The sequence below is a fragment of the Streptomyces fulvoviolaceus genome (assembly GCF_000718165.1).
Classification (GTDB): domain Bacteria; phylum Actinomycetota; class Actinomycetes; order Streptomycetales; family Streptomycetaceae; genus Streptomyces; species Streptomyces fulvoviolaceus.
On sequence record NZ_JOEY01000034.1, the window covers coordinates 96,284 to 108,726 of the forward strand.

At 70.2% G+C, this 12,443-nt stretch carries 10 protein-coding genes; 6 read left to right on the forward strand and 4 right to left on the reverse strand.

Annotated features, from left to right (window positions below; all coding sequences use genetic code 11):
* Window positions 1-147: 147 nt before the first annotated feature.
* Complete coding sequence (locus tag IG08_RS0133395; protein ID WP_030611205.1) at window positions 148-1,722, reverse strand: multicopper oxidase family protein; 1,575 nt, start codon at window positions 1,720-1,722, stop codon at window positions 148-150.
* A 264-nt stretch (window positions 1,723-1,986) separates the two neighbouring features.
* Window positions 1,987-2,679: an N-acetylmuramoyl-L-alanine amidase gene (locus IG08_RS0133400; RefSeq protein ID WP_030611208.1), complete on the reverse strand. Its 693-nt coding sequence runs from the start codon at window positions 2,677-2,679 to the stop codon at window positions 1,987-1,989.
* 60 nt (window positions 2,680-2,739) lie between these two features.
* On the opposite strand from IG08_RS0133400, the gene mnmA reads away from it, so the two are divergent.
* Window positions 2,740-3,867: a tRNA 2-thiouridine(34) synthase MnmA gene (mnmA, locus tag IG08_RS0133405; protein WP_030611211.1), complete on the forward strand. Its 1,128-nt coding sequence runs from the start codon at window positions 2,740-2,742 to the stop codon at window positions 3,865-3,867.
* Here mnmA and IG08_RS0133410 read toward each other — a convergent pair.
* Both IG08_RS0133410 and IG08_RS0133415 read right to left on the reverse strand, forming a co-directional pair.
* The gene (locus IG08_RS0133410) at window positions 3,857-4,639 is read right to left on the reverse strand and encodes an alpha/beta fold hydrolase (RefSeq protein ID WP_030611214.1); all 783 of its coding nucleotides are present in this window, start codon (window positions 4,637-4,639) and stop codon (window positions 3,857-3,859) included. The two genes, mnmA and IG08_RS0133410, sit on opposite strands and share 11 nt — an antisense overlap.
* A gap of 37 nt (window positions 4,640-4,676) precedes the next feature.
* Window positions 4,677-5,003: a DUF427 domain-containing protein gene (locus IG08_RS0133415; RefSeq protein ID WP_030611217.1), complete on the reverse strand. Its 327-nt coding sequence runs from the start codon at window positions 5,001-5,003 to the stop codon at window positions 4,677-4,679.
* Window positions 5,004-5,053: 50 nt separating this feature from the next.
* On the opposite strand from IG08_RS0133415, the gene IG08_RS0133420 reads away from it, so the two are divergent.
* The 5 genes from IG08_RS0133420 (at window position 5,054) to IG08_RS0133440 (ending at window position 12,271) form a co-directional block, all read left to right on the forward strand.
* Window positions 5,054-5,593 (forward strand): LOG family protein, encoded by a 540-nt coding sequence (locus tag IG08_RS0133420; protein WP_030611221.1) that lies wholly within the window; start codon window positions 5,054-5,056, stop codon window positions 5,591-5,593.
* A gap of 35 nt (window positions 5,594-5,628) precedes the next feature.
* Window positions 5,629-6,327, forward strand: coding sequence for an SDR family oxidoreductase (locus IG08_RS0133425; RefSeq protein ID WP_030611226.1), 699 nt, complete (start codon window positions 5,629-5,631; stop codon window positions 6,325-6,327).
* Between the two features lie 209 nt (window positions 6,328-6,536).
* Window positions 6,537-7,538 (forward strand): methionine synthase, encoded by a 1,002-nt coding sequence (locus tag IG08_RS0133430; protein WP_030611229.1) that lies wholly within the window; start codon window positions 6,537-6,539, stop codon window positions 7,536-7,538.
* A 15-nt stretch (window positions 7,539-7,553) separates the two neighbouring features.
* On the forward strand, window positions 7,554-9,755 hold the full coding sequence (gene ligA / locus IG08_RS0133435; RefSeq protein ID WP_030611232.1) for an NAD-dependent DNA ligase LigA: 2,202 nt from the start codon (window positions 7,554-7,556) through the stop codon (window positions 9,753-9,755).
* A 272-nt stretch (window positions 9,756-10,027) separates the two neighbouring features.
* Window positions 10,028-12,271: a putative bifunctional diguanylate cyclase/phosphodiesterase gene (locus IG08_RS0133440; RefSeq protein WP_030611236.1), complete on the forward strand. Its 2,244-nt coding sequence runs from the start codon at window positions 10,028-10,030 to the stop codon at window positions 12,269-12,271.
* The last annotated feature ends 172 nt before the right edge of the window (window positions 12,272-12,443 follow it).

The following is a 12,443-nucleotide window of genomic DNA, read 5'->3' on the forward strand; positions in this document are numbered from 1 at the left end:
TCGACACTCCGCCCGAATATAGGAGTCCTCTCTCAATATCAGGGCTAAGTGTCGACACTGTGCGGCTGTTGCTCTAACTTCCGACGCAGGCTGCCGCCGGCACTTCCACTGCCGGCGGCAGCCGTCCTATGGGGCGGCGGGCAGGTGCTAGCTGTCCATCACCATGAGGGCCGCCATCATGCCCTCGTCCTCGTGCTGGAGCAGATGGCAGTGGAGCATGTACATGTACGTGTCATCCGTGAAGTCGGTGAACTTCATCGCGATCTTGATGGAGCCGCCGCCGACCACCTCGAAGGTGTCGAACCAGCCGAGGTCGACGCCGGTGGGCTCCTCTCCGTTGATCTCGATGAGCTGGAACGGCACGTCGTGCAGGTGGAAGGAGTGTTCCAACTGCGTGGTGTTGGAGATCGTCCAGACCTCCTCGGCGTCGAGGGTGGTCATGATCGTCGCCATCGAGTCCATGCTGGTGCCGACCGAGCCGTTGATGTTCATCGTCGTGCCACTGCTCTGCCCGAGGGTGATCGTGCGGGCGGCGAAGTCGGTCGTGTCGTACCGGGTGATCGTGTTGAGCGTGCTCGGCAGGTCGTCGGGGGTGTCGGAGGCGTCCGGCGTCACGGTCAGGAAGTCGTACGTGCCGCTGCCGCCGCGGATCCAGCCGGTGGTGACGACCGCCTGGAGCGTCACCGCATCGCTGAGATCGAGGACGAACTCGGCGCGGGCGCCCGCCACCAGCCGGATGGAGGTCACCTCGGTGGCCTCGGTCAGATAGCCCTGGTCGGTGGCGATCTGGGTGAGGGTCCCGCCGTCGCTGCGCTGGACGGTCATGATGTCGGCGGGGGAGGCGTTGAGCACGCGGAAGCGTGTACGTGTCTTGGTGGCCGTGAACCCGAGGGTGGTCGAGTCGACGTTGGTACCGTTGCACAGCACCGGGTAGGTCAGCCCCGTGGTCAGGTAGCCGGTCAGGTCGTACTTGATGTCGCCCGAGGTGTCGGTGGCCAGACACTGCAGGATGATCGGGATGTCGTCGACGCCGTACTCGCTCGGCAGCGCGGCCGAGGCGTCCGAGTCGTCCTCGACGATGATCATCCCGGCCAGGCCGTGCACGACCTGCTCGGCCGTGGTGCCCAGGGCGTGCGGGTGGTACCAGAGGGTCTTGGCCTCGTCCTTGATCTCGAAGGTGGGGGACCAGGTCGTGCCGTCGGAGAAGGCGTTCTGCGGGCCGCCGTCCATCTTGGGCGGGATGTGGGCGCCGTGGAAGTGGACGGTGGTGTCGTCGCCCAGGCTGTTGGTGATGTTCAGCAGGACCGTGTCGCCGTTGGTCCACTTCATGGTCGGGCCCAGGTACGACTGGTTGTAACCGGCCGTCGTGCTGCTGACGCCGCTGATCACCTCGCTGGTGCCGGTCTGTGCCTCCAGGGTGAAGGTGGTGGTGCCGTCGGAGGTGGTGCCCTCCAGCAGGTCGGGGATGGTGAGCGTGCCGTCCGCGGCGGCCGCCTTGTTGCTGTTGCCCTCGGTGAGGAGGGAGAAGGTCGCCCCGGCCGCCCCTACGGCGGCCAGCCCGACCCCGGCCATTCCGCCGAGGAACTTCCGCCGGTGCAGGCCCTTGCCGCCCCGGCCCTTGGTGGTCTTGGTGTGTTCGGCCTTGCCGCCCCGGTCGCGTCTTGCGTGGGCGCCTTTGCCCTGCCGGTCCTCGCCCGAGGCGGGATCTGTGGTGTAGGTCATGGCCACGGAGCCTTGGTCTAAGGGCTATGTGAAGACTGGGGCGAAGTTAGGAGCGAGCCAGGGAGGCTGTGGAAACGCCGTGTGTAACTGCGTACACCAACTCCCCTGAGAGAAAGCCAAGTTGGCGTGCCGCAGGTCAAGATCAGGGTGTGGGACACATCGGGCGAGTGGGCTTAATGAATCGTTAAAGGCATCGCGCACACGTGACTTGCATCACACTGCTCGTCAAGGTGGGGAACCGTCAGGGGATTGTCGGCTGCGCTGCTACGCCTCGCCCGTGTCGGTGTCGGTGCCGCGTGCCTTCCGCACCAGCCGCAGATACCGGTCCCACTCCCAGCCCGGCCCCGGATCCGTGTGATCCGTGCCCGGCACCTCCACATGCCCGATGATGTGCTCCCGGTCGACGGGGATGTCGTACCGCGCGCATATCCGGGCCGTGAGCCGCGCAGAGGCCTCGTACATCTCGTCGGTGAAGTCCTGCGGGCGGTCCACGAAGCCCTCGTGCTCGATGCCGACACTGCGCTCGTTGTAGTCGCGGTTGCCCGCGTGGTACGCCACGTCCAACTCGCGGATCATCTGCGTGACGTGACCGTCCTTGCGGACGATGTAGTGCGCGGCCGCGCCGTGCCCCGGGTCCTGGAACACCTTCACCGCGCTGTCGAAGCTGCCCTGGGTGACATGGATGACCACCATGTCTATGCCGTAGTCGTCGGGCCGGTCCGCGCGCCGCCAGTTCGCGTCGGACGCCGCCACCCAGCGGGCGCCCGCGTAGTCGACCTCGCCCTCCTTGCGCGGCTTCTCGACACTGGGCACGCGCCACCACAGGCGCGCCAGCTCGTCGCGGGCCAGCACCGCCGAGCCCACGGCGGCGGCTGTCCCGCCGATCAGCAGCGCCCGTCGCCCGATGCGCCGGTCGGTGTCCTTGGCGGCGCCCTTCGGCGCCTTTCTCTCCCCCATGCGATCTTCAACGGATACTCGTGGGCCCTGGTTCCCGCCGCCCCGTACTCTTGAAGGGTTATGACTGACACCCCGCAGCGCCCCCTTCGCGTACTAGCCGCCATGTCCGGCGGAGTGGACTCCGCCGTCGCCGCCGCCCGTGCCGCGGAAGCCGGCCACGACGTGACCGGTGTCCACCTCGCCCTCTCGGCGAACCCTCAATCGTTCCGCACGGGCGCGCGCGGCTGTTGCACCATCGAGGACTCACGCGACGCCCGACGGGCCGCGGACGTCATCGGCATCCCGTTCTACGTCTGGGACCTCGCCGACCGCTTCCGTGAGGACGTGGTCGAGGACTTCGTCGCCGAGTACGAGGCCGGCCGCACGCCGAACCCCTGCCTGCGCTGCAACGAGAAGATCAAGTTCGCCGCCCTGCTCGACAAGGCGCTCGCCCTCGGCTTCGACGCGGTCTGCACCGGCCACTACGCCCAGGTGATCGTCCGCGCGGACGGCGCGCGCGAGCTGCACCGCGCCTCCGACATGGCGAAGGACCAGTCGTACGTCCTCGGGGTCCTGGACGACCGGCAGCTCGCCCACGCCCTGTTCCCGCTCGGCGACACGGTCACGACGAAGGACGAGATCCGCGCCGAGGCCGAGCGCCGGGGCCTGGCGGTGGCCAAGAAGCCGGACTCGCACGACATCTGCTTCATCGCCGACGGCGACACCCAGGGCTTCCTCGCCGGCCGCCTCGGCAAGGCGGAGGGCGACATCGTCGACGAGTCGGGAGAGAAGCTCGGCACGCACGAGGGCGCGTACGGCTTCACCATCGGCCAGCGCAAGGGCCTGCGCATCGGCACCCCGGCCGCCGACGGCAAGCCGCGCTACGTCCTGGACATCTCCCCGGTGGACAACACGGTGACGGTAGGCCCCGCCACCGCCCTGGACGTGAACGCGCTGACGGCCGTCAAGCCGCGCTGGTGCGGGGCCGCCCCGACCGGCCCCGACACCTACACCGCCCAGCTCCGCGCCCACGGCGGCGAGACAGAGGTCACCGCCGAACTGGTCGACGGCACCCTGGAGGTGTCCTTCACGGAGCCCGTCCGGGGCGTGGCTCCCGGCCAGGCGATCGTGCTGTACGACGGCACGCGCGTGGTGGGCTCGGCGACGATCGCGTCGACCACGCGCGCGACGGCGGGCGCTACCGCGTGAAGAAGTCGGCGAGCACCGGCGCCAGGGCGTTCGGATCCACCATGTGCGTCTGACCCTCCAGGCTCCGGTACGACCCCTTCGGCGCCGCCTCCGCCACCGCCCTGGTCGCCTCGCGCAGCCAGTCGGGGCTCGCGCCGCCCGCGACGGCCAGCACGGGGACGGTGATCGAGGCCAGCCGGTCCCGGGGCACCAAACCATCGCCCAGCACGGCGTCGTCGTAGGCGAGACTCGGTGCGGCGGCCTCCATGCCGGGCCACATGGGGGACCGGCGGGCGGCCTGGATCATCTCGTCGGCCATGCCGGTGAGCCGGAGGAACAGCTCGACGGCGTCTCCGCGCCGGCCCGCCGCGAGCGCCGCGGTGAGGTTCTCGGTGTACTCGGCGCGCTCCTTCGCGCCGTGTTCGGAGAAGTCGGCGAACGGCGTCTCGTACACGGCGACCTGACGCAGCGGCAGCCCGCTCGCCGCCGCTTCCAGCACCAGCGCACCTCCGGACGAGATGCCGCAGAGCGCCGCGTCACCGCCGTTCGCCGCGATGAGCGCGGCCAGGTCCTCGACCTCGCGCTCCACCGCGTACGGAGTCGTGTCACCGCTCTCACCGCGGCCTCGACGGTCGTACACGACAACGCTGAAGCGGTCGGACAGGGGCTCGGCCAGGGGCGCCACGGTGCCGCCCGTCGACATGGCGCCGGGGACGAGGACGACCGTAGGACCCTGGCCGGTGCGCCCGTACGCGAGGGGAGTGCCGTCGTGCGAAAGAGTCTTCTTGTCCATACCTGTGGAGACCGCCGGCGGGCACGGAACTAATCGGTCACCCGACGGCTTCTACTTCGTAGAAGCAGAGGTGGTCCTTGATCTGGGCGACGTCGGGCTTGGGCTCGGGGTAGGTCCACACCAGGTCCGGCGCGTCAGGCCGCGACCAGTAGGAGGCCGTTCCCTTGAACGGGCAGTAGGTGTGGGTGTCGGAGGGGGTCAGCAGGTCGAGCCGTACGTCCTCGGCGGGGAGGTAGTACCGCACGGGACAGCCCGTCTCCCGCAGGAGAAGGGGCCGTTCGCTCTCCGCCAGTACCTGGTCGCCGTGGACGACCCGTACGCGCTGCGTGCCCTGTTCGATCGTGATCGTGTGTCCATCAGCCATACCGGAAAAGCGCTCGCGGGCCCCTGGTTCTTCCCGCGTACGGTGGCTTCATGCGAATCTGCGTCTTCCTCTCCGCGGCCGATCTCGACGAGCGTTACACGCGCCCCGCGCGGGAGTTCGCGAAACTGCTGGGCAAGGGCGGTCACACGCTGGTCTGGGGCGGTTCGGACGTCGGGCTCATGAAGGTGGTCGCCGACGGGGTGCAGGAGGCGGGCGGCCGGCTGCTGGGCGTCTCCGTGGACTTCCTGGCGGCCAAGGCACGCCAGGGGGCCGACGAGATGGTCGTCGCGCGTGACCTCGCCGAGCGAAAGAAGCTGCTCCTGGAGAACGCCGACGCGGTCGTGATCATGGTGGGCGGCACGGGCACGCTCGACGAGGCGACCGAGATCCTGGAGCTGAAGAAGCACGGGCACACGGACAAGCCGGTGGTGTTGTTGAACACCGCGGGCTTCTACGACGGCCTCAAGACGCAGTTCCGCCGCATGGAGGACGAGGGGTTCCTGCCCCGCCCGCTGACCGACCTGGTGTTCTTCGCGGAGGAGCCGGTGGGGGCGCTGGCGTACCTGGAGGAGGGCCAAGGCGTCGCATGAGGCGTGTGTAATGCCCACGCGCGCGTGATGCGAGCATGGCGGACATGGCTACACATGTGATCACCGGAGCGGGCTCCGGCATCGGCGCGGCCGTCGCCCGCCGACTGCACGCGCGCGGGGACGAACTCGTCCTCCACGCGCGCGACGCTGGCCGGGCGAAGGAGCTGGCGGCTGAGTTCCCCGGTGCGCGGACCCTCGTGGGCGACCTGGCGGACCCGGACAAGCTGAGCTGGGCCTTCTCGCACCAGACGCTCCCGGACCGGGTGGACTCGCTGCTGCACATCGCCGGCGTGGTCGACCTCGGCCCGGTCGGTGACCTGACCCCGAAGTCCTGGCGCCATCAGCTCAACGTCAACCTCATCGCGCCCGCCGAGCTGACCCGGCACTTCCTGCCCCAACTCCGCGTCGCCCACGGCCACGTGGTGTTCGTGAACTCGGGGGCGGGGCTGCGGGCCAGTGCCGAGTGGTCGGCGTACGCGGCGTCGAAGCACGGCCTGAAGGCCCTGGCCGACTCCCTCCGCCACGAGGAGCACGGCAACGGAGTCCGCGTCACCTCGGTGTACCCCGGCCGCACGGCCAGCCCGATGCAGGCCAAGGTCCACCAGCAGGAGGGCAAGGAGTACGACGCGTCTCGGTGGATCGACCCGGAGTCGGTCGCGACGACGATCCTGACGGCGATCGACCTGCCGAGGGACGCGGAGATCAACGACCTGACGGTACGGCCGGGTCACTGACGGGATTTTCCTCGCCCCCGCCGCCCCTGGGGGCTGCCGCCTCGTCCTCAAACGCCGGAGGGGCTGAAAAATTCAGCCCCTCCGGCGTTTGAGGAGCGGGGGTCCGGGGGCGGAGCCCCCGGGATGGGACGGGTAGGGGCGGCGGGGGCGAGAACAGCCGGGGCCCGCGCCGACACCCGGCACGCCAACACCTACGTAGGCTGCACCCCGTGAACGCAAACCCCACCTTCGGCGCAGCCACAGGCATCGGCTCCCTGCCCGGCGGCGACGCCAGGGAGGCCGCCAGGACAGCCACCGGTTCCTTCGAGGACTTCCCGTTCCTGCCCGAACTCCCCGCCCGAGGCCCCGGCGCCGACATGATCGGCCGCACCGCAGGGATGCTCGTCGAGATGTACGCGCGCGTGGAGCCCAGCGGCTGGCGGATCGGCGACCGGCCGGGTCGGGACACCAAGCGGGCCAGGTCGTGGCTGGGCGAAGACCTCGACGCGCTGGAGGAGTGCACCCAGGGCTACGAGGGCCAGCTGAAGGTACAGGCCGTCGGCCCCTGGACCCTCGCCGCAGCCCTGGAGCTGAGGAACGGCGAGGCGGCCCTCTCCGACCCCGGCGCCTGCAGGGACCTCGCCGGCTCACTCGCCGAAGGCCTGCGGCTGCACCTGGAGGAGGTCAGGCGCCGCGTCCCCGGCGCCCAGCTCGTCCTCCAGCTCGACGAGCCGTCCCTCATCGCCGTACTGACAGGACACGTCAAGACAGCCAGCGGCTACCGCACGTACCGCGCCCCCGACCGCCAGCTCGTCGAGTCGACCCTCCGGGACGTCATCGGGGTTCACGGCGACGACCCCGTGGTGGTCCACTCGTGCGCACCGGACGTCCCGTTCGCCCTCCTGCGAAGGGCGGGCGCGGCAGCGATCTCCTTCGACTTCAGCCTCCTCACCGAGCGTGACGACGACGCCATCGGCGAGGCCGTGGAAGGGGGCACCCGGCTCTTCGCCGGTGTCGTGGCGGGCACGGACGGCCCGTTGTCAGACCCTGCCGGTAGCGTCATGGGTGTCAGGACGCTGTGGCGCAGGCTGGGGCTGCATCCGGGGCTTCTCGCGGAGGCCGTCACGCTCACGCCGTCGTGCGGACTCGCGGGGGCTTCCCCCGCGTACGCGCGCAAGGCTCTCGCCCACTGCGTCCAGGCGGCGAGATCCCTCGCGGACAACCCAGAGTAACGGGAGGACAATACGGTGGCCGGCGAAAAGCAAGCGGAGACGACGGTGCCCGCTCAGGCACGGGAGAAGCACGCGCAGCTCGCTGAGCAGATCGAGGAGCACCGCTTCCGGTACTACGTGAACGACGCTCCGGTCGTCAGCGACGCGGAATTCGACAAGCTCCTGCGCTCCCTGGAGGCGCTGGAGGAGGAGTACCCCGAGCTGCGCACGCCCGACTCGCCGACCCAGAAGGTCGCGGGGGCGTACGAGACGGAGTTCACCTCCGTCCAGCACCGCTCCCGCATGCTCTCCCTCGACAACGCCTTCAGCGACGAGGAGTTGGCGGCCTGGGCCGAGCGCGTCGCCAAGGACGTCGGCACCTCCGACTACCACCTCCTGTGCGAGCTCAAGGTCGACGGCCTCGCCGTCAACCTCACCTACGAGCACGGCCGTCTCACCCGCGCGGCGACCCGCGGCGACGGCCGCACCGGCGAGGACATCACGCCCAACGTCCGCACGATCGCGGAGATCCCGGACCGCCTCAAGGGCGACCGCGTCCCCGACCTCGTGGAGATCCGCGGCGAGGTCTACTTCCCGATGGAGAAGTTCGAGGAGCTCAACGCCCGCCTGGTCGAGGCCGGCGACAAGCCCTTCGCCAACCCGCGCAACGCCGCGGCCGGTTCGCTGCGCCAGAAGGACCCGCGCGTCACCGCCACCCGCCCCCTCCACATGGTCGTCCACGGCATCGGAGCCCTGGAGGGCTTCGACGGCATGACCCGCCTCTCCCAGGGCTACGACCTCCTCAAGACCTGGGGCCTGCCCACCGCCCAGCACAACAGGGTGGTCGACGACCTCGACGGCGTACGGGAGTTCATCGCGTACTACGGCGAGAACCGGCACTCGGTGGAGCACGAGATCGACGGCGCCGTCGTCAAGCTGGACGAGATCCCGCTCCAGGGACGGCTCGGCTCCACCTCCCGCGCACCGCGCTGGGCGATCGCATACAAATACGCGCCCGAAGAGGTGAACACCAAGCTCATCAACATCCGCGTGGGCGTGGGCCGTACGGGCCGGGTCACGCCGTACGCGCAGGTTGAACCGGTCACCGTCGCGGGCTCGGAGGTCGAGTTCGCCACCCTCCACAACCAGGACGTCGTCAAGGCCAAGGGCGTTTTCATCGGCGACACCGTGGTGCTGCGCAAGGCCGGTGACGTCATCCCGGAGATCCTCGGCCCGGTCGTCGACCTGCGCGACGGCAGCGAGCGCGAGTTCGTGATGCCGAGCGAGTGCCCCGAGTGCGGCACGCCGCTGAGGCCGATGAAGGAGGGCGACGTCGACCTGCGCTGCCCGAACGCCCGCACCTGCCCCGCCCAGTTGCGGGAGCGCCTGTTCTACCTCGCGGGCCGCAAGTCACTGGACATCGAGCACTTCGGGTACGTCGCCGCCGCGGCCCTGACCAAGCCGCTGGAGCCCGCCGATCCGCCGCTGACGGACGAGGGCGACCTGTTCGACCTCACCATCGAGCAGCTGCTGCCCATCAAGGCGTACGTCCTCGACCAGGACAGCGGCCTGCCCAAGCGCGACCCGAAGACCGGCGAGGAGAAGGTCGCCACGGTCTTCGCCAACCAGCAGGGCGAGCCCAAGAAGAACGCGGTCGCCATGCTGGAGAACATCGCCGCGGCCAAGGAGCGCCCGCTCGCCCGTGTCCTCACCGGCCTGTCGATCCGTCACGTCGGACCGGTCGCCGCCGAGGCGCTCGCCCGCGAGTTCCGCTCGATCGACCGCATCGAGCAGGCCACGGAGGAGGAGCTGGCGAACACCGACGGGGTCGGCGCGATCATCGCGAAGTCCCTCAAGGAGTGGTTCGCCGAGGAGTGGCACCAGGAGATCCTCCGCAAGTGGAAGGCCGCCGGCGTCCGCATGGAGGAGGAGGGCTCCGGCGAGGACGAGGGCCCCCGTCCCCTCGAAGGACTCACCGTCGTCGTCACCGGCACCCTCGAACACTTCACCCGCGACGGAGCCAAGGAGGCGTTGCAGATTCGGGGCGCGAAAGTGACCGGTTCTGTTTCGAAGAAGACTTCTTTTGTCGTTGTGGGTGACAATCCAGGATCGAAGTACGACAAGGCGATGCAGCTGAAGGTGCCGGTTCTGAACGAGGACGGGTTCACCGTCCTGCTGGAGCAGGGCCCCGAGGCAGCGGCCGAAGTCGCACTTCCGGCAGAGGAGAGCGAGGAGTAGCGGTTGAAGGCCACCCGATCGGCGCATACCAGATGCATACGGGTGGCCGGGGCGCATTCGGGCAACCGTCGACGACCGCTGCCCGTGGAAGCCTTCTGCGGCCTACTGTTGAGACGTGCGCCTGCCGTGCCCAGCTGCGGTTGGGGCATCCCTTTGCTCCTGAAGAGCCTTCAGGAGCAGCGGGAAGGGCTTTCCAACGCGGCACCGTCGAGGGTTTTGTCGGGCGACCGGGCCGCGTGGCGTGGGCACCGCCGGCTGTGAGAGGGACGGGAATGGAACCGACCGAGAGCGCCGCCCCGGACTCACGCCTGCGCCGGATGGCCGGCGCATGGCGGACGAGTCGATGGGCCGGGCGGCCTTCGGAGCGTCCGGCCGTCGAGGGGCGCGCCGGCGGACAGTTCAGCATGTCCGGCGGCCCCGGTGCCGCACAGCTCACCGCCGAGCGCGCCTCCGGAGTGCCGGGCGCCGAGCCGGACCGGCACCTGTCCTGGCCCGCGCTGCCCACGGCGGTCGTCGCGGCGGCCGGTTTCGTCCTGGGCGCCGGCTTCTACCGGGCGTTCAGCGGCAACCACGCGCTCTTCCCGTCCGGCGCCGTCGGCTGGTCCCTGGCCGTGCTGACCGGCGTCATCGTCGGCCATCTGGTCGCGCTCGGCCGCGCCCGCTGGTGGGGCGGCACGGGCTCGGGCGCCGCCCTCACCCTCGCCGTCCTGCTGCTGTACGGCTGGGTGGCCGCCGGAATGGTCAGCCTCACCGTCGTCCTGCTGGTCGGCATAGCCAGGCGCCACCGCTGGCGGCAGGGCGTCCTGCACGGCGCGGTGGACATCCTCGGCATCGCCGTCGGAGCGATGCTCCTCGGTGTGTTCGGCCGGGTGCCGTCCGTCGAGAACCCCTGGAACCCCGACACCTGGACCCTCTACACCGCCCCCGAGGTGGTGCTGGTCGCGGTCTCCTATCTCGCGGTCACCCGCATCCTGGGCTGGTATCTGCACGCTCCGCGCCACGTCGGCCTGCCCACCGTCGCCCGCTCCGCGCTGGTCAGACAGGGCCTGGTCGCGGTCGCGCTGCTCGGCATCGCCCCGCTGGTCTGCGTGGTCGCCACCGCAAAGCCCGTCCTGCTGCCGCTGTTCGCCATCCCCCTCATAGCCCTCGACTCCACCCTGTGGATGGCCCGGGCCAGGGCGGAGGAGCAACTGCGCGATCCGCTGACCGGGCTGCCCAACCGCCAGTGGCTGCTGGAGCGCATCTGGACCGCTCTGGACGACGCCGAGCGCATCGGCGCCCGATCCGCCCTGATGCTGATAGACCTCGACCGTTTTCGATCGGTCAACGACACCCTGGGTCACCTCGCCGGTGACCGGCTGCTGCTGCAGATAGCCGACCGGCTGCGGGTGGCGCTGCCGCGCGGGGCGGAGGCGGCGCGGCTCGGCGGCGACGAGTTCGCCGTGTTACTGCCGGTCGCCGACTCCACGACCTCCGCGACCCGGGTCGCCCGGGGCCTCGTCGGAGCCCTCAGCTCCCCGCTCGACCTCGACGGGCTCACCCTCGTCCTGGAGGCCAGCGCCGGAGTCGCCGTCTTCCCCGACCACGCCCTCGATGCCGAAGGCCTGCTGCGGCGGGCGGACGTGGCGATGTACCAGGCGAAGCGGGACCGTACGGGCGTAGAGGTCTACGAGTCCAAGCGGGACTCGAACACCCCGGACCGGCTCGGTCTGCTCGGCGATCTGCGCCGGGCCCTGGACGCGCACGAGGTCCAGCTGCACTACCAGCCCAAGGTCCGCTTCGACGGACAGGTGGCCGGCCTGGAGGCCCTGGTCCGCTGGGTGCACCCCGAGCGCGGCAAGGTCCCGCCGGACGAGTTCATCGCGATCGCCGAGTCCTCCGGGCTGATGCCCCACCTCACGGAGTACGTGCTGGACACGGCCCTCGCCCAGGTCGCCCGGTGGCGCGCCCAGGGGCTGTTCGTCCCGGTCGCGGTCAACGTCTCCCCGCGTGACGTCCACACACCCGGGTTCGCGGGCTCGGTCGCCGCGCGCCTGGCCCGCCACGGCGTCCCCGCGGGATCGCTCCAGCTGGAGATAACCGAGCACGTGCTGCTCGAGGACCCGCAGCGCGCCGCCGACACCCTCGCCGGGCTCACCGGGCACGGCGTGAAGATGTCCCTGGACGACTTCGGCACGGGGTATTCGTCCCTGGTGCATCTACGGCGGCTGCCGGTGAGCGAGCTGAAGATCGACCGCTCGTTCGTGGCCAAGCTGGCCGTCGACGCCGAGGACGCGGAGATCGTGCGCTGCACGGTGGATCTGGCTCACTCGCTCGGCCTCCTCGTGGTCGCCGAGGGCGTCGAGGACGACGAGACCTGGGAGCGGTTGCGGGACCTGGGCTGTGATGCGGTACAGGGGTGGCTGGTGGCTGCCGCGATGCCCGCCGAGGAAACCACGGCGTGGCTGCTGGCGCGGGGGTCGCGGGGCTGGCAGCGGCCGCGCGCGGCATTGCCTGCGGCGGCGACCGACGAGTAGCTCGCTGTTTTCGCCCCCGCCGCCCCTTCCCATTCCCGTCCCTGGCGGCTGCGCCCCCAGACCCCCCTTTTCAGCCCTGAAGGGGCCTCGTCCTCAAACGCCGGACGGGCTGAAAAGATCAAGCCCCAGCCGGGAAAGTCCAGCCTCGGCCGGCAAAATCCAGCCCCTCCGG

What these genes read in the sequence shown, in the direction of transcription:
- mnmA (WP_030611211.1), top strand. Translation starts at nt 2,740, where the DNA reads ATGACTGACACCCCGCAGCGCCCCCTTCGCGTACTAGCCGCCATGTCC.
- IG08_RS0133395 (WP_030611205.1), bottom strand. Translation starts at nt 1,722, where the DNA reads ATGACCTACACCACAGATCCCGCCTCGGGCGAGGACCGGCAGGGCAAA.
- IG08_RS0133400 (WP_030611208.1), bottom strand. Translation starts at nt 2,679, where the DNA reads ATGGGGGAGAGAAAGGCGCCGAAGGGCGCCGCCAAGGACACCGACCGG.
- IG08_RS0133425 (WP_030611226.1), top strand. Translation starts at nt 5,629, where the DNA reads ATGGCGGACATGGCTACACATGTGATCACCGGAGCGGGCTCCGGCATC.
- IG08_RS0133410 (WP_030611214.1), bottom strand. Translation starts at nt 4,639, where the DNA reads ATGGACAAGAAGACTCTTTCGCACGACGGCACTCCCCTCGCGTACGGG.
- IG08_RS0133415 (WP_030611217.1), bottom strand. Translation starts at nt 5,003, where the DNA reads ATGGCTGATGGACACACGATCACGATCGAACAGGGCACGCAGCGCGTA.
- IG08_RS0133420 (WP_030611221.1), top strand. Translation starts at nt 5,054, where the DNA reads ATGCGAATCTGCGTCTTCCTCTCCGCGGCCGATCTCGACGAGCGTTAC.
- IG08_RS0133440 (WP_030611236.1), top strand. Translation starts at nt 10,028, where the DNA reads ATGGAACCGACCGAGAGCGCCGCCCCGGACTCACGCCTGCGCCGGATG.